Source organism: Kitasatospora sp. NPDC059973 (assembly GCF_042737525.1).
Classification (GTDB): domain Bacteria; phylum Actinomycetota; class Actinomycetes; order Streptomycetales; family Streptomycetaceae; genus Kitasatospora.
Window position 1 is genome coordinate 1 of sequence record NZ_JBHWUI010000129.1, and the last position, 24136, is coordinate 24136.

18 protein-coding genes and 1 pseudogene are annotated in these 24136 nt (G+C 73.9%); 5 read left to right on the forward strand and 14 right to left on the reverse strand.

From position 1 onward, the window contains the following. The 3 genes and pseudogenes from ACFWA9_RS28645 to ACFWA9_RS28655 form a co-directional block, all read right to left on the reverse strand. Positions 1-1106: pseudogene (locus tag ACFWA9_RS28645) on the reverse strand (hypothetical protein); the annotation flags it as partial. Between the two features lie 2 nt (positions 1107-1108). Beyond that, positions 1109-3049 carry an HSP90 family protein gene (locus ACFWA9_RS28650; protein WP_380390767.1) on the reverse strand — a complete coding sequence of 647 codons (1941 nt, stop codon included), beginning with the start codon at positions 3047-3049 and terminating at the stop codon, positions 1109-1111. A 99-nt stretch (positions 3050-3148) separates the two neighbouring features. Continuing rightward, on the reverse strand, positions 3149-4174 hold the full coding sequence (locus ACFWA9_RS28655) for a hypothetical protein (RefSeq protein WP_352287621.1): 1026 nt from the start codon (positions 4172-4174) through the stop codon (positions 3149-3151). Positions 4175-4826: 652 nt separating this feature from the next. On the opposite strand from ACFWA9_RS28655, the gene ACFWA9_RS28660 reads away from it, so the two are divergent. Beyond that, complete coding sequence (locus tag ACFWA9_RS28660; protein ID WP_380390769.1) at positions 4827-5153, forward strand: hypothetical protein; 327 nt, start codon at positions 4827-4829, stop codon at positions 5151-5153. 134 nt (positions 5154-5287) lie between these two features. Here ACFWA9_RS28660 and ACFWA9_RS28665 read toward each other — a convergent pair whose 3' ends face one another. The 8 genes from ACFWA9_RS28665 to ACFWA9_RS28700 form a co-directional block, all read right to left on the reverse strand. Beyond that, positions 5288-5956 (reverse strand): enoyl-CoA hydratase/isomerase family protein, encoded by a 669-nt coding sequence (locus ACFWA9_RS28665; protein ID WP_359805307.1) that lies wholly within the window; start codon positions 5954-5956, stop codon positions 5288-5290. Positions 5957-6067: 111 nt separating this feature from the next. Then, positions 6068-7666: an AMP-binding protein gene (locus tag ACFWA9_RS28670; protein ID WP_380390772.1), complete on the reverse strand. Its 1599-nt coding sequence runs from the start codon at positions 7664-7666 to the stop codon at positions 6068-6070. Positions 7667-7747: 81 nt separating this feature from the next. After that, on the reverse strand, positions 7748-8143 hold the full coding sequence (locus tag ACFWA9_RS28675) for an acyl-CoA thioesterase (protein WP_380390774.1): 396 nt from the start codon (positions 8141-8143) through the stop codon (positions 7748-7750). Positions 8144-8410: 267 nt separating this feature from the next. Next, complete coding sequence (locus tag ACFWA9_RS28680; RefSeq protein WP_380390776.1) at positions 8411-9349, reverse strand: acyl-ACP desaturase; 939 nt, start codon at positions 9347-9349, stop codon at positions 8411-8413. Next, a complete protein-coding gene (locus tag ACFWA9_RS28685) occupies positions 9346-9645 on the reverse strand; it encodes a hypothetical protein (protein ID WP_329490307.1) in 300 nt (99 codons plus the stop codon). The genes ACFWA9_RS28680 and ACFWA9_RS28685 overlap by 4 nt, the downstream gene beginning before the upstream one ends. Before the next feature lie 156 nt (positions 9646-9801). After that, a complete protein-coding gene (locus tag ACFWA9_RS28690) occupies positions 9802-11244 on the reverse strand; it encodes an MFS transporter (RefSeq protein ID WP_380390778.1) in 1443 nt (480 codons plus the stop codon). A gap of 490 nt (positions 11245-11734) precedes the next feature. Then, complete coding sequence (locus ACFWA9_RS28695) at positions 11735-12418, reverse strand: Tat pathway signal sequence domain protein (protein WP_380390780.1); 684 nt, start codon at positions 12416-12418, stop codon at positions 11735-11737. A 401-nt stretch (positions 12419-12819) separates the two neighbouring features. Beyond that, complete coding sequence (locus tag ACFWA9_RS28700; RefSeq protein WP_329490304.1) at positions 12820-13536, reverse strand: flavodoxin family protein; 717 nt, start codon at positions 13534-13536, stop codon at positions 12820-12822. 299 nt (positions 13537-13835) lie between these two features. On the opposite strand from ACFWA9_RS28700, the gene ACFWA9_RS28705 reads away from it, so the two are divergent. Beyond that, positions 13836-14360 carry a hypothetical protein gene (locus ACFWA9_RS28705; RefSeq protein ID WP_380390782.1) on the forward strand — a complete coding sequence of 175 codons (525 nt, stop codon included), beginning with the start codon at positions 13836-13838 and terminating at the stop codon, positions 14358-14360. A gap of 35 nt (positions 14361-14395) precedes the next feature. Here the strand turns inward: ACFWA9_RS28705 and ACFWA9_RS28710 are convergent, their stop codons facing one another. From ACFWA9_RS28710 to ACFWA9_RS28720, 3 genes are all read right to left on the reverse strand, one after another. Further along, positions 14396-15124, reverse strand: a complete 729-nt coding sequence (locus ACFWA9_RS28710) for a DUF5995 family protein (RefSeq protein ID WP_352287639.1) — start codon at positions 15122-15124, stop codon at positions 14396-14398. Positions 15125-15411: 287 nt separating this feature from the next. Then, entirely contained in the window at positions 15412-18483 is a 3072-nt protein-coding gene (locus ACFWA9_RS28715) for an acyltransferase family protein (RefSeq protein WP_380390784.1), read from the reverse strand. A 66-nt stretch (positions 18484-18549) separates the two neighbouring features. Then, on the reverse strand, positions 18550-20256 hold the full coding sequence (locus ACFWA9_RS28720) for a glycosyltransferase family 2 protein (RefSeq protein WP_380390786.1): 1707 nt from the start codon (positions 20254-20256) through the stop codon (positions 18550-18552). Positions 20257-20762: 506 nt separating this feature from the next. Here ACFWA9_RS28720 and ACFWA9_RS28725 point away from each other — a divergent pair. The 3 genes from ACFWA9_RS28725 (at position 20763) to ACFWA9_RS28735 (ending at position 24083) form a co-directional block, all read left to right on the forward strand. Continuing rightward, positions 20763-21875 (forward strand): sugar ABC transporter substrate-binding protein, encoded by a 1113-nt coding sequence (locus ACFWA9_RS28725; RefSeq protein WP_380390787.1) that lies wholly within the window; start codon positions 20763-20765, stop codon positions 21873-21875. A 103-nt stretch (positions 21876-21978) separates the two neighbouring features. Beyond that, on the forward strand, positions 21979-22758 hold the full coding sequence (locus tag ACFWA9_RS28730) for an ATP-binding cassette domain-containing protein (protein WP_380390788.1): 780 nt from the start codon (positions 21979-21981) through the stop codon (positions 22756-22758). 56 nt (positions 22759-22814) lie between these two features. Next, positions 22815-24083, forward strand: coding sequence for a sugar ABC transporter permease (locus ACFWA9_RS28735; protein ID WP_329492313.1), 1269 nt, complete (start codon positions 22815-22817; stop codon positions 24081-24083). The last annotated feature ends 53 nt before the right edge of the window (positions 24084-24136 follow it).

Consider the following 24136-nt stretch of genomic DNA (forward strand, 5'->3'; position numbering starts at 1 on the left):
GCCCGCACCCCGAGCGCGAGCGGCTCGGCGAGCAGCGGGCGCCGCTCCAGCCGGGCCCGCCGGCGCGCGCCGACCGCGTCGGTGCCGTTGCGGGCGTCGAAGCGGGCCGCCAGCGCGTCCGCCTCGGTGCGCAGGTGGGCGAGGAGCGAGTCCACCGTCCAGGCGGCGCCGGGCGGTCCGCTGACGGCGAGCCCGCCGTGGCCGCCCCGGGCCAGCCCGGCGATCAGCACCTCGACGCCGGTCAGGAAGTCGAGCCGGCCGGCCTGGTCCCCGGTGACGCCGAACAGGTCGCGGTTCTCGGCCAGGATCTCCAGGCCGCGCGGCTCGTTCCCGGACAGCGCGCAGAACTCCACGTGCAGGCCGACCGCCCGGGCCATCCCGGACTTGCCGCGGGCGAACCGGTAGCCGACCAGGTGGCTGGAGCGCGCGTCGTCCAGCCGGCCTTCGCGCAGCAGCGGCAGCAGCGCGTAGGCGTGGCTGAGGTAGGGCTCCTCGGCGCAGGTGCTCTCGCCCTCGAAGACCGGCCGCCAGGCGTCCAGCGCCCGCCGGTCGTCCCCGGACCGCACGTGGTGGCCCGCCTGGGCGCGGATCTCGCAGGCCCGGCAGTCGCTCAGTTCGCTGCGCGGCCGGGCCGCCCACAGCTCGAAGGCCTGCTCGGTGTCGATCCCGGTGTGCGCGGCCAGGTGGTACCGCTGCGCGTAGTACGGCTGGAGGCCGTGGCCGGCGGCGCGGTAGCGGTCGCGCATCTCGGTCTGCCAGCGGCGCACCGCGTCCAGCGGGACGTCGGGGGTGCCGAGCAGCGCGGTGGCCACCCACTTGAACCGCCAGAACACCTGCTGGCCGGCCCACTCGCCGAAGCCGTCGCGGTCGGTGTCCCAGAGCTTCAGCACCCGGGCGAAGACCACCGGGGTCTTGCTCCGCTCGCCGTCGTACTCGTAGGCCTCCATCAGTTCGAGCAGCGCCATCGCCCGGACCGCGGTGTCGTCGAACTGCTCGGCGGCGTCGACCAGTTCCTCCGCCGTCACGGTCCGCAGCCGGCCGTAGGGGCGGGCGTCGTTCTCGCGCAGCGCGGCCATCACCGCGTCGACGCTGTCCAGTACGTCCACGGTCAGGACTCCTTCTGCGGGTCGGCGGCGTCACGGCCGGCAGCGTCACGGCCGGCGGCGGCGCGACCGGCGGCGGCGCGACCGGCCGACTCGTGGCCGAGCATCGCGTGGTCGAGCAGGCTGATGAACGACCGGTTGAGCAGGGCGCTCTCGCTGGACTTCAGCGGGCGGCGGGTGAGCAGCACGGCCTGCCCGTACAGCGCCTCGACGGCGGTGACGGTCAGTTCGCGGTCGCCGATCGAGGCGGCCCGTCGCACCAGCGGGTTGAGGTGGTTGAGCACCAGTTGGGCGCGCGGCGCCTCGGCGCGCAGCGAGCCGAGGATGTCGGCCCACAGGCCGTCGGCCTCGTCCGCGAGCTGGGCGCGGGTGCGCTCGTGCCGCGCCTCCCGGTTGTCCAGCAGCAGCGCGGGCGCGCTGGTCGGGTGGAAGCTGCGCAGCGCGACGTCGCAGTCGAACCGGCCGACCACCTCGCGGGCGACGGTGAGGAACGCCGCCGCGGCCAGCTCGGCCGCCGGGTCGACGGTGTCCAGGTGGGCGGTGACGGTGCCCGGGTCGAGGTCGGCCACCGACGTGCCGGGGCGGATCTCGGGCAGCCGGTGGACGAGGTCCCGGTCGTAGGTGTAGCCGCCGTTGACCACGCCGAGGCCGGCCGCGGCCGCGACCGGGGCGACCTGGCGGAACTCCTCGACCGTGCGCGTCACCAGGACGACCGGGTGGGCGCGGGCGAACTCGTCCAGGGTGACATTGCCGTCGGTCGTCTCGAACGGCAGCCAGGGCAGCAGCATGCGCAGCAACTCGTCGTCGTAGCGCGCGAGTTCCTTGACGGCGAGGTGGTGCACCGAGATGAAGCGGTGCAGCAGGGCCGGATCGCTGGCGGAGAGCCCGGTGAGCCAGTCCCGGATGCGCGCGCCGAGGGCGTCCCGGACGGCGGCGAGCGTCTCGTCCGCGTACAGGCCCTCGCGCGAGGCGGTGGGGCGCAGGCTGTCGGTGTCGACCACGCAGCGGACGAAGAACGCCCAGTCGGGCAGGAGTTCGTCGGCCTGCTCGGACAGCAGCATGCCCTTGAGGTGGACCCGGTGGCCGGAGCGGCGGGACGGCGGCACCGCGTCCGGCAGGACGTAGGCGACGCCGCGCAGGCCGACCAGCGGCAGGTCCAGCTCGATGGTGTCCAGCGGGGTGAAGTCGAAGGTGGTGCGGCAGTAGGTGGCCAGCGCCTCGCGGCGGGCCAGCGGGGAGCCGTGCCGCTCGGCCCACGGCGGGGTGCGGTTGACCCGGGTGGCGGTGCCGCGGCCGTCGACCACCGTCACCTCGTGGCGCAGCAGGCCGCCGAAGTCCCGGGCGAGCGCCAGGACGCGGTCGGAGCGGGTCCACTCGGCGGCGTCGGCGCGCGGCGCCAGCCGGACGGTGGTACCGGGCTCGGGCTTGGCCTCCGGCGGCAGGGTGCGGATGGTGTAGCGGCCGTCGGAGCCGCCGCGCCACTCGATGACCGGCGCGTCCGGGGTGGCGGCGGAGCGGGTGACGACGGTGATCTCGTCGGCGACCACGAAGCAGGCCAGCAGCCCGATGCCGAACTGGCCGATGAAGTCCCCGCGGGCGCGGGCCAGGCCGGCGCCGTCGAGGCGGCCGTCGGCGTCGCGCTTGGAGCTGCGGCCGATGGTGGCGAGGAAGGTGTGGACGTCGGCCTCGGTGAGCCCGATCCCGGTGTCGGTGACGGTGAGGACCTGGTCGGCGTGGACGGTGATCCGGGCCGGCGAGGCCGGGTCGAGCGCCTGGCGGGCGGAGATCGCGTCGACCGCGTTCTGCAGCAGCTCGCGCAGGTAGACCCGGGGGCTGGAGTAGAGGTGGTGGGAGAGCAGGTCCACCAGGCCGCGCAGGTCCACCTGGAAGGTGTGCGCGCTCGTCGGGTTCTCGGAAGGGGACACCGCAGGCTCTTTCGATCGCATCGGGTGTGGGGCGGGAGGGGCGGGGCGCCGGGGCCGCGGCCCGGCCGGGCGGCTGGACCGGCGGAGCGGGCCGTCGGGCCGTCGGGCCGGACCGGTGGGCTAGCGGGCGCAGCGGTCCCGGTGGGCGCGGAAGATCTCGGCGGGGTCGCCGGACAGGTAGTTCCACGGGGACTCGGTGACGGCGCCGTCGAGCGCCTCGAACAGGAGGTGCGCCGTCCTCGGCTGGTCGGCCAGCGAGAAGGCCATCGCGAAGGTGTTGAAGGCGGCCTGCCAGCCGCGCGGGCGCGGGTAGTCGGCGTGCAGCACGGACCGCCGCAGCGCCTCCTGGAGCGAGGCCAGGACGGCGGGCCCGGTGAGGTAGGCGTGGTCCTCGCCGTCCGGGAGGTCCAGCCAGTGCTCCAGGTGCGCGAGCGCGACCAGTTCACCCAGCGGGCTGCCCTCGGGAGCGGCCAGCATCGCGGCGCGGGCGAAGGCGTGCATCTCCTCGTGCGAGCCGCCCCACTTGGCGCAGAGCTGCTGGAGGCGCTGCTTGTGCGAGCCGAGGTGGCCGGGGTCGCGGCGCAGCGCGGCCTCGAACCGGTACCGGGCGACGTCCGGGCCGAGCGAGGCGCCGCGGCCGCTGATCTGCAGGAAGTACCAGGGGGCGAGCCACCGGGGCTCCCGCTCGGCCACCTCGAACAGCTGCTCCTCGGCGGTGTCCAGCCGCTCGTGGAACAGCCGCCACTGCTCCTCGGTGACGTACTGGGCTCGCGCACCGGTGCGCGCCTCCCAGGCCCAGGAGACGTGCCGGGCGCCGGAGAGCAGCAGCGCCGGCGTGTCCTCGGGCCGGTCGGCGACGGCCCGGGCCGTCCACTCCTCCACCCCGGCGACGTCGGAGAGAGCCACCAGCAGCCAGGTGAGTTCGGCCCCGTCCGTGACGGCGGCCAGCGCCGGGCGCAGCGACGCCCAGTCCCCCGCGGCCGCCTGGGCCAGCATCAGCCGCAGCTCCTCGTCACCGTGGGCCGGGTCGAGCGCCGGCACCGCCGCCGGGCGCGCGGCGGGGCGCCGGGCGAAGCCGAACCCCCGACGGCCGTCGGCCCCGCCTCCGGCAGCGCCCTCGCCGGAACGGCGTCGGAAGAACGACATGGTGTGGCCCCCTCGAACAGCATCGGCTTCTTTCGTACGGCTGCGCACTGGCCGCCCCAGACGCAGTACATATCACGGGCGGACGACATCCCGTCCGCCGGGCCGACCTCGAAGCCCAGGTCACGACCGTGGTGGCATACCCCGACCTGGTATGGGGACGCAGCATCGCGCGCGGGGCGCGGCGGGCCGGCCGGTTCCCGGAGCCCGGGCACCGGCCGACGGGACCGTTCGAGGACCGGCGATCCGGCGCGGTGGCACGGTGCGTGCGGCCGGCGCGCGTCCTGCACGGCCGGCGGGTTGGTGCGGACGCGCTGCTGCTCGACGGTGCGCATCCGCACCCCGCGCTCCAGGGCTCCTGCGCCAGGGCCCGACCGGCCTCCATGACCCGCGGGGGCGGCGGGCCGCCAGGGGCGAAGGCCGGCGCCTCGGCAATGGCGTGTCCGTGGCGAGTTGGACCCGCTCCTGCGGACGAACACGGCGGTCCGGTGCGCGAACGGCGAAGGGGGCCAGTCCGACCGGCCGCGCGACCACAGCAACGGAACGCGGGCGCACCGGAGTTGTCGTCGCACGACGGTGACATGTTGCTGCCAGTCAGAAGTGTGCCACCGGCGCTTCGGACCACGGGAACCGTCGATCAGTCACGCTGTCGTAGATGTACGTGATTCGCGTCCGGCTGGAGACGGCGGGTGGCCCCCCGCCCGTCCGACCGGTGGCGGCGGCGACCGTGCGGGACGCACTGGAGCGCGTGCTCCGGGAGCCGGCCCGGCTCGACCACGCCCGGATCCGGACGACGCCGGCAGCCCTGGACGCCGTGGCGTTCGTCTCGGCCCCCGGCCTGCTGGCCGCCGAGGCCGGGCTGCGCGCCGCCTGCGTGGAACTGTCCCACCCCCAGGGCCCGTTGGCGGGCTGGCTGCTACGGCACTGCGAGGCCGACTCCTGGCTGGCGCTCGGCCTGCACGAGCAGCCGACGTACCGCTGAGCCCGGGCTCGCGGCCGACCGGCCCCGAGCGCGGGCCCCGGGCACCGGCACCCCGCGCAGACGGGGGCCGGCCGCCCGGCCACCTGTCACGCGCTCAGGCGCTCAGGCGCTCGGGCGCTCGGGCGCTCGGGCGCTCAGGCCACCGTCGGCGTGCGGAGCGAGGCGAGCGTCTCGGAGTACAGCATCTCCTTGATCTGCCCCCGGACCGGCCGGGTCTTGCCGGCCAGCGCGCGGGCCCGCTCGACCGCGGTCCCGAGCAGCGCGTCGAGGTCCGCGACCTCGTCGACGATCCCGGCCGCGAGCGCCTCGCCGCCGCCGTAGCGGCGTCCGGTGGTCATCGCCTCGTGGGCCGTCCCCGGCGCCAGCCGGGCCCGGATCAGGTCCGACATGCCGCGCTGGAAGGGCAGGTCGAGATCCACCTCCGGCAGGCAGAAGTACCCCCGGTCGGCCCGCATCACCCGGACGTCGTGGGCCAGCGCCCACATCGCCCCGGCCGCGAAGGTGTGCCCGTTGAGCGCCGCGACGGTGACCACCGGCGAGGCCAGCGTCCGGGCGAGCAGCGCGTGCACCCGGTCCAGGTAGCCGGCGTACTGGTCGCCGTGGTCGAGCAGCCAGGCCAGGTCCAGACCGTTCGACCAGTACTTGCCGCTGCCCACCGTGACCAGCGCGCGCGGCCCCTGCGCGCCCTCCACCTCGTCGAACGCCGCCTCCAGAGCGGCGAGTCGGTCGGGGTGGAAGAGGTTCTCGTCGTCGGGGTCGAGCCGCAGGACGAAGACCTCGCCGTCCTGTTCCAGCTTCGGCATGCGTCGCTCCTTCGCGTAGTGGCGTCCCCGCCCGCGGGTGCGGGCGGGGCTCCGACGGCCGCGCCGGACCAGGTGGCCGCCGGCGGGCGGCCACCCGGTCCGGCCGCCCGGTCAGCTCCCGGGCCCGGCCAGCGTCAGCCCTTCGAGCTGCCCCTGCTCGTACGCGGCCACGATCGCGCGCCGCTGGAGCTTGCCGCTGCTGGTGCGCGGCAGCTGTCCGGGCTTCAGGTAGTGCACGTCCTCCGCCCGCACGGTGACGCCGATCGCCCGCACCAGGTGCTCGACGATCCGCGCCCGGCTGCCGGGCACGTCGTCCCGGGCCTCGCGGTCCACCTCGGTCAGGACCACGATGTCGGTGCCGATCTGCGCCACCGCGGTGCGGCCCTCGCGGACGAACGGGAGCTGCTCGACCGCCTGCTCGAAGTCGGCGGCGAACAGGCTGCGCCCGCCCACCTTGATCCGGTCGCTGATCCGGCCGGTGATGAACAGCTCCCCGGCGTCCAGGAAGCCGATGTCCCCGGTGGCGTAGTAGCCGTCCGGCCCCTCGATCGACCCGGGGCGGTCGAAGTAGGCCTCGGCGAGGCTGCCGCCGGCCAGCTCGATTTCGCCCAGCTCGTGCTCGCCGCAGACCTGCCCGTCCTCGCCGCGCAGCCGGACGGCGAACTCCGCCATCGGCCGGCCGACCGAGATCGCCGGGACGCCGGACGGTGAGGTCACCACCCGGATCTCGCCGCCCACCGGGCGGCTGGCCACCAGCAGGACGGCCTCGGCCATGCCGTAGCAGGGCATGAAGACGTCGCGCCGCAGACCGGCGGGCGCCATCAGGTCGAGGAACGCCTCCAGGTTCGGCAGGTTGATCGGCTCGCTGCCGAGGTAGATCGACCGCATCCCGGAGAGGTCGAGTTCGGCGATCTCCTCCGGGTCGAGGTCCTGCATCAGCTTGAGCGAGTAGTCGACGGCGAAGTTCGGGATGACGGTGCCGATGGCCCGCTCCCGGCCCATGTGCTCCCACCAGCCGCGCGCGTCGAACAGGAAGGTCACCGGCTCGGCGAGCAGCAGGTCGCAGCCGACGGTGAAGCAGGACAGCATGCCGCCGACCAGCCCCATGTCGTGGTAGAGCGGCAGCCAGCTGCTGACCCGCTCCCCGGGCTCGCGGCCGTCGGTCCGGGTGATCATGGCCAGGTTGGCCCGGAGCCGGCCGTGGGTCACCGGGACGCCCTTGGGGAAGGAGGTCGACCCGGAGGAGAACTGCACGAAGGCCAGTTCGTCGTCCCCGGGCGTCCGCAGCCGGGCGCCGGCCCGGCGCAGGCCCGCCGGCGGCAGCGGCAGCGCCTCGACCGGCAGGTCGACGGCGGCCAGCGTGGGGACGCCGAGGATCCGGGCGGCGCCGAAGTCCGCCGCGACCCGGGCCAGGAACTCCTGGTAGCCCTCCCTCGGCGTGTTCAGCACGAAGGGCTTGACGGAGAGCGGCACCGCGCCGATCTCCATCAGCGCCAGGAACGCGAAGATCACCGGAACGGAGGTCTCGAACGGGAAGACCACCCTGGTCCCCGGTCCGATCCCCTGCTCCCGGAAGAAGTCCGCACTGGCGGCGATCCGCTCGGGGAAGTCCCGGTACGGCGTGAACTCCGCCGGATCGCCGTACTTCTCGTACAGGTGGAGCCCCCGCTCGGGCGGGCACTCCTGGTTGCGCTGGATGTGTTCGAGCACCGGACCCCTCCTACTCGTTCAGTTGCCGCTCGTTCATGGTTCGGTCGCCGCGTTCCGTATCGGCGGCGTCCCGACGGGCCGTCAGGCCGGCGTGGAGGCGGCCAGGAAGTCCTGGAGGGAGACCAGGCAGCGCTGCTCCGCGTCCAGGAAGGCCACCGTCACCAACGCGTCCACCGCCGGCCGGTCGGCCTCCGGAAGGTGGATCCGCTGCCGGAACCGGGCCCGGAAGGTCAGGCCCTCCTCGTCCCACTCCTCCTCCGAGGGGGAGACGAGCCCGGTCCGCACCTCGACCCGGCCGCGCGGGATCTCCGCCAGGTAGTCGATCTCGGTGCGGGCGACCACCGCGATCAGCCGGTCGCCGTGCACGAGCCCCTGCCGGCCGAGCCAGTCCCACCGCCCGGCCTCCAGGTACTCCAGCGCGACCGCGTTGTTGACGTGCCCCAGCGCGTCGAGGTCGTTGGGGCGCACCGGGAGCATGAGGCGTGATTCGCCGAAGAACACGTCGGACCGTCCGTTTTCGATCGTGCCGAAGGGCCCCGGCCGAGGAGCCGGGAGCCGGTGTACCGGGAGCCGCTGTACCGGGAGCCGTAGCAGCGGGAGCCGTGGTGCCCGGGAGCCGTGGTGCCGGGAGCCGTCCGGACGGGGTGTCCTGCCCGGGCGGCCGGGTCCCCGGGTGCCCGGCCGCCGGACCGGCGCCCCGCGCGTTCACCGCGGGGCGCCGGCCGGGGGCCGCGGAGCCCGGCGTCAGCTGTCGAGGAGGTCCATCCAGGTGTCCTCGACCTCCTCCCGGGAGTGCACCTCGATCCCGGTGATCTTCTTCAGAGCGCCGCAGACCAGCTGCTCCTTCTTCTCCATCGCCTCGGGCCGGTAGCCGGTCTCGGCGGTGTCCAGGTGGTCCCACCAGTTGACGTGGGTCCCCCGGTCCTCCTTCTGGTCCCGGGCGCTGCCCAGGAGTTCGCCGTCCTCGCGGAGGAAGAGGTGGGCCACCGCGAAGGCGTCCTTGGCGTGGTACTCGCCGCTGTCCACCAGGGCCTTCGCGAACGACACGAAGTAGTTGCGGTGCTGGATCTCGTCGGCCGCGACCTGCTTGAAGATCCGGCGCAGACCCTCGTCCTGGATCACGTGCTGGCACTGGCCGTAGTTGACGGCGGCGGTGATCTCGGAGATCGCGAGCAGCACCAGGGTGCGCAGCATGTCGTCGTCCGGGAAGACCTTGCGGAACGCGAGGAAGGTCTCGTCGTCGATCGGCTCCATCCCGCTGACGTCCGCCAGCCGGTTGAAGACCGTCTCGTGGTGGGCCTCCTCCTCGTTCCAGTAGCGGCTCCAGGTGCCGCACGCCTCCATGACCGCCGCGAGCGCCGGGTTGGTCTTCTCCCAGCGGCGCACCTCGGCCTCGGCCTGCCGTTCCAGGCGGTCGGCACCGGGCTTGGTGGTCAGCTCGGCCCGGCCGGCGTTCCACACCAGGTTGCGGTCGAGCGGGGTGAGGCTGTCCAGGTCGACGGCGGACAGCATCTCGACGACGCTCCACCGGCGCGACTCGTGCAGCCGCTGCTGCTCCCAGGTCACGTCGACGAGGGACATCCGGCGCACCGTCACCGCGTCCCAGAGGTCGGTGATGATGGCCGGCGGCTCGGCGGGGACGACCGCCTTCCGGATCACCGGCTCCGTCTCGATGACGCTCATGCGGCCGCCTCCTTCGCCTTCTGCTTCTCGAACTCCTCCAGGAACACCTTCAGCACCACCGGGGTCGCGGTGTCGAGGGGCAGCGCGGGCAGCCGCACCCGCACGCCGTAGTCCTTGCGGAGACCGTTGGCGGTCCGGGCGAAGGCTTCCATCAGGTCAATGCTGTTGGTCATTTTGGGACTCCGGCCGATCACATCGGCCAGCGTCACGTCGTCGGCGAAAACTTCCTCGTCGGCGAGGCCGGCGTGCTCGCCGAATTTCTGCCGGATGTAGGACTCAACTTCGGGCGTCACCATGGCTCAGAATCATACAAGTTGGCGATTGTGCAGGCCAAGTGATGCCTGTTACACAAAAGTTGATGCATCATCAGATATGCTTCGCACAAACACCGTTGGACCCCCGGTCGGAACCGGGGGCCGAGTCGCGGTATTGGTCGGCGAATTCGGCCGAAATCACCGGAGGCCCGGTAGATCGGCAGGCGCGTCGACCGCCGGGATCCGGCGGATCGTCACCGCGGCGAGCAGGGCGACGGCGAGCGCGAAACCGATCGCCAGGTACCAGGTGTCACGCGCGGCGCCGAGCGCGTCGGCCGCCGAGGCGGTCACCACGGAGACCGCGAGGGCCGTCCCGAGGACGGCGCCGAGCTGACGGAAGGCCGCGTTCGCCGCACTCGCGGTGGCCAGCCGGGCCGGTTCGACCCCGGCCAGCGCGACCGCGCCCAGCACCGGCCAGACCAGTCCGGCCCCGGTGCCCATCACCACCGCCCCGGGCAGCCAGTGGGTGAGGAAGTCGGGCCCCCGGCCGCCGCCCCAGAGCAGCAGCAGCGTGCCGCAGGCGTAGATCAGGCAGCCGACGATCACCACCGGGCGGTCCCCGAACCGCTCCGCGAACCGGCTCGCCGGGCGGGCGACCAGCGCGGTGGCGATCGGCGGCGGCGTGGTGGCGAGTCCGGCCGTGATCAGCGACCAGTGCCAGTGTCCGGTCAGGAACAGGATGTTGTTGAGGATGACCATGTAGAAGGTCACCGAGAACAGCATCGAGCCGAGGTTGCCGCCGATGGCGCTGCGCGAGCGGAGCAGGTCCAACGCGATGACCGGCGCGGGGTGGCGGGCGCTGCGCAGCACCGCCGCCACCGCCAGCAGCGCGCCACCGGCCAGCGCTCCGAGGGTGCCGGGGCTCGTCCACTCCCAGTCCGGGCCCTTGACCAGGCCCAGGGCGAGCAGGCCGAGCGCGCCGCCGAGCAGCGCCGCGCCCAGCACGTCCGGGGTCGGACCGCCGCGCTCGCGCTGCTCGGTGAGCGAGCGGGAGGCCCAGACGGCCGCCACCCCGATCGGGATGTTCACCAGGAAGACCGCCCGCCACGACCAGTGCTCGGCCAGCAGCCCGCCGAGACCGGGGCCGATGCCGGCGGCCAGCGCCGCCGCCGCGCCCCAGATGGTGATCGCGATCAGCCGCCGGGCCATCGGGAACATCGGCATCAGCAGCGCGAGCGAGGTCGGCACCAGGATCGCCGCGCCCACCGCCTGCACCAGCCGCGCCGCGATCAGCACCGTCGCCGACCCGGCGAGCCCGCAGACCACCGAGGCCAGGGTGAAGAGCGAGAGGCCGACCGCGAACGACCGCCGGCAGCCGAGCCGGTCGGCGGCCCGGCCGGCCGGCATCAGGAAGGCCGCGATCACCACGTTGTAGCCGTTGAGCACCCAGGAGAGGGTCGGCAGGTCGGAGCCGGAGAAGGTCTTGGCGATGTTGGGGAACGCCACGTTCACGATGGTGCTGTCCAGGAAGGCCACGAAGGCTCCCAGGCAGCAGAGCAGCACCGGCCCGAGCGGCGGCCCGGCGGCCGGGCCGGCCACGACGGCGGGGCCCTTGACGGGTGCGACGGGCGATTCGGCCATGCGGGCGTCCTTCCTGGGCGACGGGATCGGGCGGTCGGTGCGCCGTCGGGGCACCGCGCCGCAGCGGCCCGTCCTCCCGGACCGGTCCGCACACCGCCGTCGAGCCGCCGGCCCCCGCCCGCGTCTCTCCCCCACGGGGGCACGCCTCACCGGCACGCCCCCACCGCACACCCCAGGAGCGTGTACGGGCACGCGGAACTGGCGTTCCCCCCGCATGTGAGCCGAGCGCGCGACGCCACGATCCGTCGCGCACGCCGCATCCGGCAACGGCACAGACCGCGCTCGACCCCCCGCACACGCCGGTGGGCCTGATCAGATTGCTCGTTGTTACCCGCCAGTGTCAATCCCCTCCCGACCAGCGGACAGCGGTCGGGGGAACGCCCCTGACCTCCCGTCAGGGCGGCTTCACCCCCGCCCACCAGCCACGACGCCGACCGGCAGGGCAACGGCCCCGCGGGCACGCCCGCGGGGCCGCTCGCTTCGCGCAGGGTCAGTTGACGACGACCGCCGGGCTGCCGGCCTGGCTGGTGTCGGTGACCGGGCCGTAGGTGGCCGAGAAGTAGCCGTCGGCCGGGCAGAGCGAGGAGCCGCCGCTCTTGGCGAAGTGCTCGGTGCGGAACGCCATGCTGTGGCCGGCGTTGTCCGCGGCGCCGGTGAACGCACCGCTGAGCTGGTAGCTGCAGGTGAGGGTGCCGAACCAGCTGTTGAGCACGGCGGTGGCCTGGATCGGCCCGGCCGTCCCCGGGGTGAGGGTGATCGGCAGCCCCGGGCCGTCGTCGACGGCGATGACGTGCGGGAAGTTGCCGACGGTCAGGCTCCGGACCGAGGTGACCCCGGTGACGTTGCTGGTGCAGGAGCCGAAGGTCAGCCCGGTGAGGGACTCCGTGGCCGTACCGGGGGCCGCCGGGTTGCTCAGCACCCTGGCGGCGAGCTGGGAGGTGGCGCAGGTGACCCCGGTCGTGCTGGTCGCGGTCGAGTAGAAGGTGGCGCGGGTGTTCGCGGCGAGCGGCGCGGCGAGCGTGTCGCCCGCCGCGACGGCGCCGCCGCCGGCGGTCAGCACCGCGGTGGCGGCGACGGAGCCGGGCGCCGCCGACGCGGGGACGGCGCCCAGCGCGAACGCCGTGGTGGCGGCGAGGGCGGCGGCGACCAGCGGGACAGGACGGTGAAGGCGCATGGGAAAGCCTCTTCCTCGGTGAGGGGGAATCGAGAAGGTGAACTTTCGTGGCCCCCCGTCGGTGGGGGATTCGGGGAGCTGACTACGTTGTAGAGCGGTGTCCGTGCACCGTCAAGGCACTGCACCGAACTTGCTGACTTTTCGTCAGCAAGAACCGGAGCGACGATCTGCGGCCGAACCCGCGGCGGTGTGACGTACGGTCCACGCGGGTGACCGGACGCGGGAGGCGGCCGGGGGCCCCGCACCGGCGACGCCGTGCGTCGGCGGGGTGGTCGGCGTCTTCGTCGGCGTCTTCGTGGGCGACGAGCTCTGCGGGGTGCCCTGCGGAGTCCTGGGCGGCGCCGCAGGCGCGCTGGGCGCGTCGCTCGCGGCCCGGGAACTCCGCTAGGCCGGCCCCGTCCTCAGCGGTGCTCGGGGTTCTCGAAGTCGAAGCGGCAGCCGGCGTCCCACTCGGAGCGTTGGTTGCCGTGGGCGGGGACGCCGCCGGCGTCCTTGAGCATCCGGGCGAGGTGGAGCAGGTTCCAGGTCATGAAGGTGGCGTTGCGGTTGGTGAAGTCGTTCTCCGGCCCGCCCGAACCCGGGTCGAGGTAGGACGGCCCCGGCCCCGCCTCCCCCACCCAGCCGGCGTCGGCCTGCGGCGGGATCACGTACCCCAGGTGCTGCAGGCTGTAGAGGACGTTCATCGCGCAGTGCTTCGCGCCGTCCTCGTTCCCGGTGATCAGACAGCCGCCCACCCGGCCGTAGTAGGCGTACTGACCCTCCGAGTTGAGGATCGACGAGCAGGCGTAGAGCCGCTCGATCACCTGCTTCATCACCGAGGAGTTGTCACCCAGCCAGACCGGACCGGCCAGGACGAGGATGTCGGCGGCCATCACCTGGCTGTAGAGCACCGGCCAGTCGTCGGTCTCCCAGCCGTGCTCGGTCATGTCCGGCCAGACGCCGGTGGCGATGTCGTGGTCGACCGCCCGGATGACGTCGACCTGGACGCCCTGGCGCTGCATGATGCCGGTGCTGAGGTCGATCAGGCCCTGGGTGTGGCTGCGCTCGGGTGAGCGCTTGAGGGTGCAGTTGAGGACCAGCGCGCGCAGGTCGTCGTAGCCGCGGGGCGAGGTGGACATCGGCGGGCCCTTTCCGGAGGAGGCGTTCGCCCACCAGTCCAGCCGCACTGCCGGGCCGCCGCCCGTCGGACTGGGCCGCCCGCGCGGACGCCGGGCCGGGAACGGGCCGGCAACGGCGCCGGGCCCGCTCAGCGGGGTGCCGCGGGCAGCCGGCCGTCGGCGATCTCCAGCGCGCCACGCCTGCCGCCGCCCGCCACTCCGGGCCCCCGGCGCCGGTACCGGCGACCCCGGCGCCCGTGCCGCCGCCGTACGGCGTAGCCGCCGGGCCGGGCCGCCCGCCCCCTCGTAGGGTGCGAAGGATGAGCAGCCCAGTCAGCCGGCCCGAGGGCGGGCACCGCAGCGACCGTCCTGCGGCCGAGCGCACGGACTACGCGGGAGCGGTCTACGGCTCCATGCTCGCCGCCTCGGTGGTGGCGACCGCGAGTGCCGTCGGCGACTACCCGCGCTTCCAGCTAGGCGTCCTGCTGATCGTCACCGGCCTGGTGTTCTGGGGCGCCCACGTGTACGCCCGGCTCGCCGGTGAGCGCCAGGTCGGACAGCGGCTCACCTGGCGGCAGGCCCGCCGGATCGCCCGCCACGAGCGGCCCATCGTGGAGGCGGCGGTGGCCCCCGCGGTGGCGGTGCTGATCAGCCCGCTGCTCGGGCTGGGCCTCCCCGGGACGGCCTGGCTGGCGCTGGGCGTCGCCGTCGCCCAGCAGGTCGGATGGGCGTTCGTGGGAGCCGTCCGGGCCGGGGCGAGCCGGCGGCAGGCGGCGCTGGAGGGGTTCGTCAACCTCGTCCTGGGCCTGATCATCGTGGCCGCCAAAGCCGCCCTCGGGCACTGAACTCGGCTCGGCCCGGCGCGGGAGCGGCGGCGGTGTCAGACCTCGTCGGTGGGCGGGCCGGCCGGCGGCAGGACCGGGGTGACCAGCAGCCGGGCGGCCAGTATCGCGCCACCGGTGACGGCGGCCAGCGTGGCGTCGTGGAAGGGGCGCAGGTTGCGCTCGTGCCAGAGCGTCTGGGTGGTGGCCCAGGCGGCGTCCAGCGCGCGGGCGACGGAGAAGCTGGCGACGAGGTGCCGCAGGGACTCGGCGGCCTGGGCGTCCGGCGTGCCGAGCCGCGCCTCGAAGGAGGCCCGGGCCTCGGCCTCGGCCTGCCCCAGCAGTGCGGCGGCCCGGAGGTGGTCGGCGTGCACGGGCGGGGTGTCCGGCGTGGTGCGGCGCTCGATGCAGGTCTCCACCAGGGCCAGCGGGAGGTCGTGGCTGAGGTGCGCGCTCATCCCCGCGAAGGCGAACTGGATCGGCCGGACCGACCGGTCTCCCCGGGCCTCGAACAGCGGCTGCCAGGCCTCGTTGACCGGGCGGCCCGCCTCGGCGTCCTCGACCGCGTCGAGGTAGGCACCGGCGAGGACCACCTCCAGGTCCTCGGTGAACGCCCCGTCCTGGAAGGAGCCCGCGGCCAGGTGGCCGCCGATCAGTTCGGCGACCCTCAGGTACATCCGGTTGAAGCAGGCCACACCGTCCCGCGGGTCCAGCCGGGCCTCCACCGCCCGCATCCGCCCGACGACCTCGTCGAGGCTCCGCGCGGGCCTGGCGTGCGCGTATGTCATGGCCGTCCTCCCGGAGAAGCGGTCGGTGCGGGGTCGGACCCGACTGCCGCCTGTATCCAGACTGCCACCTCCGCGCGGCGGCCACCGCCGCCGGGCCCGCGCACCCCGCTCGTACCCCGCGCTCGCCCCGCCGCCGGTCGCCCGAACCGCCCCATCGGCCGACCGCCCCACCGGCCGACCACGCCACCGGCCGACCACGCCACCGGCCGGCCGACCGTGCCGGGGCCCGGAACGCGCCGGGGGCCGTCCTCGCCGGCGGGGCGGGGACGGCCCTCGGCCGGTCCCGATCAGGGGCGGGCGCCTCCCCGGGTCGAGACGGCGACGTAGTCCACCCGCATCGGGTGCCCGGGCTCGGTGGCCGGGCCGGGCACGCCGCCGAGCGCGGCGGGCAGGTTGCCGCCGACCGCGACGTTCAGGATCAGGAAGAGCCCGTGGCCGACGGCCCGGTCCCAGGTCGCGCGGTCCATCTGCGCGGCCGTGACCCGGTGGTGCTCGCGCCCGTCGAGGTACCAGCGGACCTGCTCGGCCCCGGGCGTGAGGTCGACCTCCACCGCGTAGCCGTGGAAGCCCGTGCGGCAGTCCGGGCACGGCTGGTCGCCCGAGCCGAGGCCCTTCGGCTCCTGGCAGGGGCCACCCTCCAGGGTGCCGCAGTGCATCGTGCCGAAGATCGAGCCGCGGCCGTTGACCTGCTCCATCACATCGAGCTCACCGATCGCGGGCCAGCCGGTGAAGCCGTCGCGCAGCTCACCGCCGAGCGTCCAGAAGGCCGGCCAGTACCCGGCGGCGGCCGGTCCGGTGACGTCGGGCAGCGCGATCGAGGCCTCGATCCGCAGCACTCCGCCGGGCGGCGGGGCGAGGTCGGAGCGGCGGGACTCGATCCGGCCCGAGCTCCACCGGCCGTTCTCCAGGGTGGGGACGATCTCCAGCGCGCCCCGGCCGTCGAGACGGACGTTGGCGGTCGAGTCGGTCATCGTCTCGATCTCCCCGGTGCCCCACTGCGGAGCCGGGCAGCCCGGGTAGCAGGTCCCCAGGTCGTACTGCCAGTGCTCGGCGGAGGGGCGGCTGCCGGCCGGGCCCTCGAAGTCGTCCCGCAGCACCGGTGTCCAGCCGTCGGCGCCGGGCTTCCCGGGTCCGGGGGCGACACCCCCGGCAGCGCCGGCGGCGGGCACCAGCCCGGCCTCGGTCAGCAGCCGTTCGAGCCGGGGCGTCAGGACGACGGCCGCGACGTTGGTCAGGTGCGCGTCGTCCCGGTAGAGCAGGATGCGCTCCAGGACGGCGGGGCAGCTGCGCCCCGCGCCCGGGCAGAGGACGGAGTTCAGCTCGACCGACCGGACGCCCGGCACCCGGCCGGCCGCGATCTCCTCGGCGAGCGGGTCGGGCCACTGCGCACGGGCGCGCGGGAACTCGCAGGCGGCCGGGTCCTCGGTGTGCCCGGAGACGCAGGCCGGAACGTCCGTCCCGGGGATCGGGGTGTCCTGGATGTAGACGATCGGCACCCCGAGCGCGCGCAGCGGCGCCAGCGTCCGCTCCCAGCCGTCGAGCAGCAGCCTGCGGTCGTCGGTGTAGCGGTTGAGCGCGGAGACCACGATCAGCTTGGGCTTCGGCCCGCTGCGCAACCGCTCCAGGCTGGCCGTCCGCCAGCTGTCGCACTCCCAGTACGCGCGCCCCAACTGCGGGTTGACGACGTCGAGTTCGGGCAGCGGGCAGCCCTGCTTGACCAGTTCCTCCAGGGCCCAGTGGCGCCCCGCCGCGATGGCGAGCAGCGAGGAGAACCACTGGCCGGCGTGCGAGTCGCCGAGCAGGACGATCCGGTCCGCACCGCTGGTGTCGCCGAACAGGCAGGCGGGGCTGCTGACGGCGCTCGGCGCCACCTCGCACTCGCCGTCCGGCGGGAAGTCCTTGCGCGCCTGCGCGGCGGCCGGGACGACCGCCGCGGTCTTCGGCGGGGTGGCGGTGCGCACCAGCAGGGAGGTGCCGTCGGGCGAGCCGGGCGGCAGGCCGAGCAGGTCCACCGGCCCGGCCGGTCCGAGCAGCCGCAGCGTGCCGGTGCCGACGACCAGCGCCAGCACCACCGGCACGATCACTGCGGTGAGCCCCAACGAGAGCCCGCGCCTGGGGAGTTCGGCCACGGTCCGGTTGCGGCGCAGCGGCTGTTCGATCCAGCGCAGCACCGCCATGGCGGGCAGCGCGGCCGCCGCGCTCAGCGCCACCTTGACCGGCCAGCCGAGCGTCCCGAACCGGGCCTCGGTGAGCACCAGGACCGGCCAGTGCCACAGGTACAGGTTGTACGAGAGCCGGCCGATCGCGCGCGGGGCCCGCAGGCCGAGCAGCCGGTCCGCGCCGTACCCGGTGGCGACGGCGGCGCCGCCGTCCCGCCGGTCCGGCGTCCCGGCCAGGATGATCGCGGCGGTGGCGAGGGTCGGGACCAGTGCGGCGTACCCCGGGTAGGGGGTGCCGGCGTCGTAGGCGAGGACGCACCAGCCGATGGCCAGCAGGCCGGCCCAGCCGGTGAGCAGCCGCAGCGGGCGCGGTCCGCGCAGCCGGTGCCAGGGGAGCAGGGCGAGCAGCGCCCCGACCCCGAACTGCCAGACCCGCGAGGGCGTGCCGAGGTAGGCGAGCGAGACGGAGCTCTGCGTCCAGTGCAGCGAGAGCGCGAAGGAGCCCAGCGTCAGCGCCCCCGCGACCGCGGCCGCCACCGTGCGGACGGCCCGGCCGCGGCGGACCGCCCGGGCCGCCAGGAACACGATCAGCGCGACCAGTGGCGCCCAGAACAGGTAGAACTGCTCCTCCACGGCGAGCGACCAGAAGTGCAGCAGCGGGCTCTGGTCGCGCCCGGCCGCGAGGTAGTCGGTCTGCTGGGAGACGAAGCGCCAGTTGGCGACGGAGAGCGCCGCGGCCAGCACGTCGTGCTCCAGGTCGGCACGGCGCAGCGGGACGGTCAGCCAGGCGCCCGCCAGCGCGACCGCGCCGAGCACCACGGCGGCCGAGGGCAGCAGCCGGCGCGCCCGGCGGGAGAAGAACTCCCCCAGCCGGACCCGGCCGGTGGTGACGGCCTCGCGCACCAGCAGTCCGGTGATCAGGTAGCCGGAGACGACGAGGAAGACGTCGACGCCGACGAACCCGCCGGCCAGGCCGGGTACGGAGGCGTGGAAGGCGAGCACCGCGAGGACCGCCACCGCGCGCAGGCCCTCGATGTCGGGGCGGAAGCCGGCCGGGCGGGGCGCCGCCCCCGTGCTGCCGGACGCCCGCGCGCCGGAGCCCCGGGAGCCGGAGCCGCCGCGCGGCGGGCCGGGGATGGTGTAGGTACCCGGCAGGAGCTCCGGGTCCGCGGTCGGTGGCACAGGTGTGTCCGGTGACATTGAGGTGTTCGGTGGGGTCGGGGTCGGTGACATCGGCGTGGTCGGGGACATCGGTGTGACGACCTTTCAACCCAGCCAGGGCAGCATCGGGCGTACCCAGCCGGAGGCGAGCAGGGCGGTGAGCACGAGGGTGGCGGTGGCGGCCAGCGCTTCGGGCCAGCGCCGCGGCAGCATGCCCGTCCGGGCCGCGCGCCGGGACAGCAGCCGGCGCAGGGCGCCGGGGCGGTCCGGGCCGGCCGCGCGCTGGCCGCCGGCCGGACGCAGCTCGCCGACCAGGTCGCGGATCAGCGGGAGGCCGATCTGGCACTGCACGGCCAGGTAGAGGCCGAGGCCCCAGTTGGGCTCCCAGCCGTTGCGGGCGACCGCGAGCGAGAGGCCCGCGGCGGCCGCGCCGACGGAGGCGCAGAGCCACCCGAGCGAGACCAGGACCACCTGGCGGGCCAGGCCGCCCGGCTTCGCCCGGCCGGCGCCGGTGGGCACCCAGGCCGCGCTGCGGCCGCGCAGGGTGTGCCAGAAGGCGGCGCCGGCGGCCACGCTCATCAGCACGTTGGAGCGGATCACCTCGATCCGCCAGCGGGTCCGGCTGATCCGGGGCAGCAGGACGTGCCAGAGCCAGAGCGGCGCGAGCAGCGGCAGGACGTGCCAGGGCCGGATCTGGTCCGGGTACCAGAACATCATCACCAGCGGCGGCAGCGGTGCCACAAAGAGGTTCACGGCGGCGGCCAGGTAGCCGACGACGCCCTCGTAGAAGCAGAGCCGCATCCGCCAGGGCGCCCGGATCCGCTTGAGCACGGGCGAGCCGAGCAGGTGCAGGTTGCCCATCGCCCAGCGGTACTGCTGGTTGACGTAGGAGGCGAGGTTGTCGGGCGAGGTGCCCTTGGCGACCAGCACCGGGACGTACAGCGTCCGGTACCCCTGCTCGTACAGGCCGAGGCCGGTGAAGAGGTCCTCGCTGTGGTCGAGCCGGGCGAAGCCGCCGGCCGCGTCGATCGCCGTGCGCCGGTAGACCGCGTTGCTGCCGCAGCAGATCGCCGCGTCGCTGGCGTCCCGGGAGGGCTGGATCCAGCGGAAGAACCACTCCTGCGCCGAGCCGGCGGCACGCTGGATCCAGTCCATCGTCTCGTCGGTGTCGAAGCACTGCGGGCTCTGCACGATGCCGATCCGGGCGTCCGCGAAGTACGGCACGAGGTGGCGCAGGAAGTCCGGCCTGGGCGCGAAGTCGGCGTCCAGGATGGCGATGTACTCGGCGCGGCTCAGGGTGAGCGCGTGGTTGAGGTTGCCGGCCTTCTTGAGGTGCCCGCGGTCGGGCCGCACGACGTACTCGTAGCCGTGCGCGGCCGCCAGGTCGGCGACCTCGGCGCGGTCGGCGTCGTCGAGCACCCAGACGGTCAGCGCCCCCGGCCAGTCGAGCCGCCGCACGGCGCGGTAGGCGTTCTCCAGGACGTCGAGCGGTTCGCCGCAGGTCGGCAGGTAGAGGTCGACGGTCGGCAGCTCACCGGGGTTCCAGGCGTGCACCAGGACCTCGTGCGACTGCCTGGTCAGCCGCCGCTGGCGGAGGCTGTTGACCGAGGAGAGCCCGAGCGCGACGACGTTGAGCGCGAGGACGGCGAGGAAGCCCCAGAGGGCCGGGGTCCGCAGCGAGAAGGTGAACATGGTCGCCGCGGTGAAGACGAAGGCCAGCGAGGTCAGCACCAGCACCCAGCGGCGTTGTGGTCCGAAATACCAGTACAGCTCCTGATCGGAAGGAGGTTGAGGAAGGTGTTGGACAGTCATGAGGCCCCCACAGCCGCGTTTCTGACAGCTCCGCGGTCACAGTACCTCATTGGTATAGACCATTCGGGCAGCCGTCCGAGAGCTGGGACGCCCGCCGGTGGCACCCGCCCCGGTCCGCGATCGCCCGGCCACCCCGGCCGGATGCGCAGGAAAGCGGCAGGTCACAGCGGTGACGGCAGCGCCCCGCCCGCACCGGGGGCCCGTCGGACGCAGCCGTCCGCTCCCCGCCAGGACGCCTCCGGGCCCTCGCCGCTCCCCCGCCCCGACGCCTGCGCGACTGCGCGCCGACCCCGTCGCGACCCCTGATCGCCCACCGCCGGCCACCCGCCCGTCACCTCGGGCGCCACTCCTCCCCCTCCCGACCCCCTCGCTCCCCCGGGCCGGACGGCCGCCCCCTCCCCCGATCGGCGGTGCGTCGCACTCGTTCGGCGCAGTCCGGATCGTGCCGGCGCCCCGGTGTTCCCAGACTCGGAGGCGGGGGTGGACTCAACCGGAGAGGCATCCTCATGTACATCGGGCTTCGCCGCATCGTCGCGGTGACCGCAGTGGTAACCGTCGGCATGGGCCTGGCGTCGTGCGGCAGCGCCAAGCAGTCGACCGGCACCACGTCCTCGGGCAGCGCGAGCGGCACCGCAGGAGGAGCGATCAAGATCGGGCTGCTGCTGCCGGAGACCAAGACGACCCGGTACGAGCAGTTCGACCGACCGCTGATCGAGCAGAAGATCAAGGAGCTCGCGCCGAACGCGCAGATCGACTACTACAACGCCAACGAGAACGCGACCACCCAGCAGACCCAGGTGGACACCGCGCTGACCAAGGGCGACCAGGTGCTGATCCTGGACGCGGTGGACTCCAAGTCGATCCAGTCCTCCGTCCAGAAGGCGCACGACGCAGGCGTGAAGGTCGTCGCGTACGACCGCCTGGCGCAGGGTCCGGTCGACTCGTACGTGTCCTTCGACAACAAGAAGGTCGGCGAGCTGCAGGGCCAGGCCCTGGTGGCGGCCGTCGGCGACAAGGCGAACGCCGGGTCGATCATCATGATCAACGGCTCGCCGACCGACCCCAACGCGGCCGACTTCAAGGCCGGCGCGCACAGCGCGATCGACGGGAAGCTCAAGATCGGCAAGGAGTACGACACGCCGAACTGGGACCCGAACAACGCCAACCAGGAGGCCGCCGCCGCGATCACCGCGATCGGCGCGCCCAACGTCGTCGGCGTCTACTCGGCCAACGACGGCATGGCCGCCGGTATCGCGACCGCACTGAAGGCGGCGAACCTCAGCGTGCCGCTGACCGGCCAGGACGCCCAGCTGGACGCCGTGCAGCGGATCCTGGTCAACACCCAGACCATGTCGATCTACAAGCCGTTCAAGCCGGAGACCGACGCGGCCGCGCGGATGGCGGTGGCCTACGCCCAGGGCTCGAGCCCGGCGCCCGACCTGGTGCCGACCACGGTGACCAACGGCAGCGGCAACAAGGTCCCGGCCGACCTGATCACCCCGGTGGTGCTGACCAAGGACAACATCAAGACCACCGTGGTCGCCGACGGCCTCTACACCGTCGCGCAGATCTGCACGCCCGACTACGCCGCCGCCTGCGCCGAGGCCGGCCTCTCGTAGCGGCGCCGGGCCAGCAGCACCGGACCGGCAGCACCCCGAAGAAGCACCCGAAGCCGAAGACGCCCCGCCTCCCCCCGGAGGCGGGGCAAGGGAGTTGGTCACTGTGGCAGGTGAGACCGTACTGGCCCTGCGCGGGGTCTCCAAACGGTTCGGCGCCGTACAGGCGCTCACCGACATCGAGCTGGAGGTGCACACCGGCGAGGTGCTGGCGCTGGTCGGGGACAACGGCGCCGGCAAGTCCACCCTGGTCAAGGCGATCGCCGGGGTGCACCAGCCGGACGAGGGCGTCATCGAGTGGCAGGGCCGCCCGGTCTCCATCCACCGCCCCCAGGACGCCCAGCACCTCGGCGTGGCCACCGTCTACCAGGACCTCGCGCTCTGCGACAACCTCGACGTCGTCGGGAACCTCTTCCTGGGCCGCGAGATCAAGCGCTTCACCGTCCTCGACGAGGTCGAGATGGAGAAGCGCTCGCGCGAGCTGCTGGACACGCTGTCCATCCGCATCCCCAGCGTGCGGATCCCGATCGCCTCGCTCTCCGGCGGCCAGCGCCAGGTGGTCGCGATCGCCCGCGCGCTGATCGGCTCGCCCAAGGTCGTGATGCTGGACGAGCCGACCGCCGCCCTCGGCGTCGAGCAGACCGCCCAGGTCCTCGACCTCGTCGAGCGCCTCCGCGAGCGGGGCCTCGGCGTGATCCTGATCAGCCACAACATGGCGGACGTGATGGCGGTCGCGGACACCGTGGCGGTCCTGCGCCTCGGTCGCAACAACGGCGTCTTCGACCGGCGCTCCACCAACCAGGAACAGATCATCTCGGCCATCACCGGGGCCACGGACAACGCGGTGACCCGCCGACAGGCCCGCGGCACGGAGGGCACCCCATGAGCGACCACATCCCGGGCGGCGACGACGGCCGCCGCCACCACCTGCCCGAGGACAGCATGCCCAAGGGCGGCGTCAACGCGCCGGTACCCGTGGCGCCCTCGGCGACCCCGGTCGTGGACCCGCGGCTGATCGTGCGCCAGGAGGGCATCAAGGGCTACCTCGGGGAGTTCCGCCGGCGGGTGAGCAGCGGCGAACTCGGCTCGCTGCCGGTCGTCCTGGCACTGATCGTGATCTGGGCCGTATTCGGCAGCCTGGACAGCACCTTCCTCTCCGCCCAGAACCTCTCCAACCTGTCGCAGCAGATCGTCGGCACCGGCATGATCGCCATCGGTGTGGTCTTCGTGCTGCTGCTCGGCGAGATCGACCTGTCGGTGGGCTCGGTCAGCGGCCTGTGCGCGGCGATCTTCGCCGTCCTCAACGTCACCCACGGCGTCAACCAGTGGGTGGCGCTGCTTTCCGCCATCCTCGGCGGCGCGGTCGTCGGCCTGATCCAGGGCGTGTTCTTCGCCAAGGTCGGCGTGCCGGCCTTCGTCGTCACCCTCGCGGGCAACCTCGGCTGGAACGGCGCGATGCTGCAGATCCTCGGCGCCAGCGGCACCGTCAACCTCTCCGGCAAGGACATCGTCTCCCGCCTCTACAGCACCATCTACAGCCAGCAGCTCGCCGCCTACGGCGCCGCCGCGATCGGCGTCCTGCTGTTCGTCGGCGCCTCGCTGGCCGACGCGAGACGGCGCCGGGCAGCCGGCGTGCCCTACCGGCCGATGGCCGACCTGGTACTGCGCACGGTGGCCCTGGCCGTCGTCTCGTTCCTCGCCGCGTACACCCTGAACCAGTACAAGGGGCTGCCGCTGGCCCTGCTGATCTTCCTGATCTTCATCGTGGTGCTGGACTTCGTCCTGCGCCGCACCACCTACGGACGGCAGATCTTCGCGCTCGGCGGCAACATCGAGGGCGCTCGCCGCGCCGGTATCAACATCTCGTGGATCCGGATCAGCGTCTTCATCATCTGCTCCACCATGGCGGGCATCGGCGGTCTCTTCCTGGCCGCCCAGATCCAGTCCGCCAGCCAGACCTCCGGCGGCGGCAACCTGCTGATGAACGCCATCGCGGCGGCCGTCATCGGCGGCACCAGCCTCTTCGGCGGCCGCGGCAAGACCTGGTCGGCCCTGCTCGGTGCCCTGGTGATCGGCTCGATCCAGTCCGGCATGAACATCGAGGGCCTGAGCAACGCCATCCAGTTCATGATCACCGGTGCGGTGCTGCTGGCCGCCGTGGTCGTCGACTCCCTGGCCCGCCGCACCCAGAAGGCGGCCGGCCGCGCCTGACCCGCGCCCGGGTCCCGGGACGGCGACGGGGGCCCGCTCCACCGGTGGTGGAG

What these genes read in the sequence shown, in the direction of transcription:
- ACFWA9_RS28650 (WP_380390767.1), bottom strand. Translation starts at nt 3,049, where the DNA reads ATGCGATCGAAAGAGCCTGCGGTGTCCCCTTCCGAGAACCCGACGAGC.
- ACFWA9_RS28655 (WP_352287621.1), bottom strand. Translation starts at nt 4,174, where the DNA reads ATGTCGTTCTTCCGACGCCGTTCCGGCGAGGGCGCTGCCGGAGGCGGG.
- ACFWA9_RS28660 (WP_380390769.1), top strand. Translation starts at nt 4,827, where the DNA reads ATGTACGTGATTCGCGTCCGGCTGGAGACGGCGGGTGGCCCCCCGCCC.
- ACFWA9_RS28665 (WP_359805307.1), bottom strand. Translation starts at nt 5,956, where the DNA reads ATGCCGAAGCTGGAACAGGACGGCGAGGTCTTCGTCCTGCGGCTCGAC.
- ACFWA9_RS28675 (WP_380390774.1), bottom strand. Translation starts at nt 8,143, where the DNA reads ATGCTCCCGGTGCGCCCCAACGACCTCGACGCGCTGGGGCACGTCAAC.
- ACFWA9_RS28680 (WP_380390776.1), bottom strand. Translation starts at nt 9,349, where the DNA reads ATGAGCGTCATCGAGACGGAGCCGGTGATCCGGAAGGCGGTCGTCCCC.
- ACFWA9_RS28685 (WP_329490307.1), bottom strand. Translation starts at nt 9,645, where the DNA reads ATGGTGACGCCCGAAGTTGAGTCCTACATCCGGCAGAAATTCGGCGAG.
- ACFWA9_RS28690 (WP_380390778.1), bottom strand. Translation starts at nt 11,244, where the DNA reads ATGGCCGAATCGCCCGTCGCACCCGTCAAGGGCCCCGCCGTCGTGGCC.
- ACFWA9_RS28695 (WP_380390780.1), bottom strand. Translation starts at nt 12,418, where the DNA reads ATGCGCCTTCACCGTCCTGTCCCGCTGGTCGCCGCCGCCCTCGCCGCC.
- ACFWA9_RS28700 (WP_329490304.1), bottom strand. Translation starts at nt 13,536, where the DNA reads ATGTCCACCTCGCCCCGCGGCTACGACGACCTGCGCGCGCTGGTCCTC.
- ACFWA9_RS28705 (WP_380390782.1), top strand. Translation starts at nt 13,836, where the DNA reads ATGAGCAGCCCAGTCAGCCGGCCCGAGGGCGGGCACCGCAGCGACCGT.
- ACFWA9_RS28710 (WP_352287639.1), bottom strand. Translation starts at nt 15,124, where the DNA reads ATGACATACGCGCACGCCAGGCCCGCGCGGAGCCTCGACGAGGTCGTC.
- ACFWA9_RS28715 (WP_380390784.1), bottom strand. Translation starts at nt 18,483, where the DNA reads ATGTCACCGGACACACCTGTGCCACCGACCGCGGACCCGGAGCTCCTG.
- ACFWA9_RS28720 (WP_380390786.1), bottom strand. Translation starts at nt 20,256, where the DNA reads ATGACTGTCCAACACCTTCCTCAACCTCCTTCCGATCAGGAGCTGTAC.
- ACFWA9_RS28725 (WP_380390787.1), top strand. Translation starts at nt 20,763, where the DNA reads ATGTACATCGGGCTTCGCCGCATCGTCGCGGTGACCGCAGTGGTAACC.
- ACFWA9_RS28735 (WP_329492313.1), top strand. Translation starts at nt 22,815, where the DNA reads ATGCCCAAGGGCGGCGTCAACGCGCCGGTACCCGTGGCGCCCTCGGCG.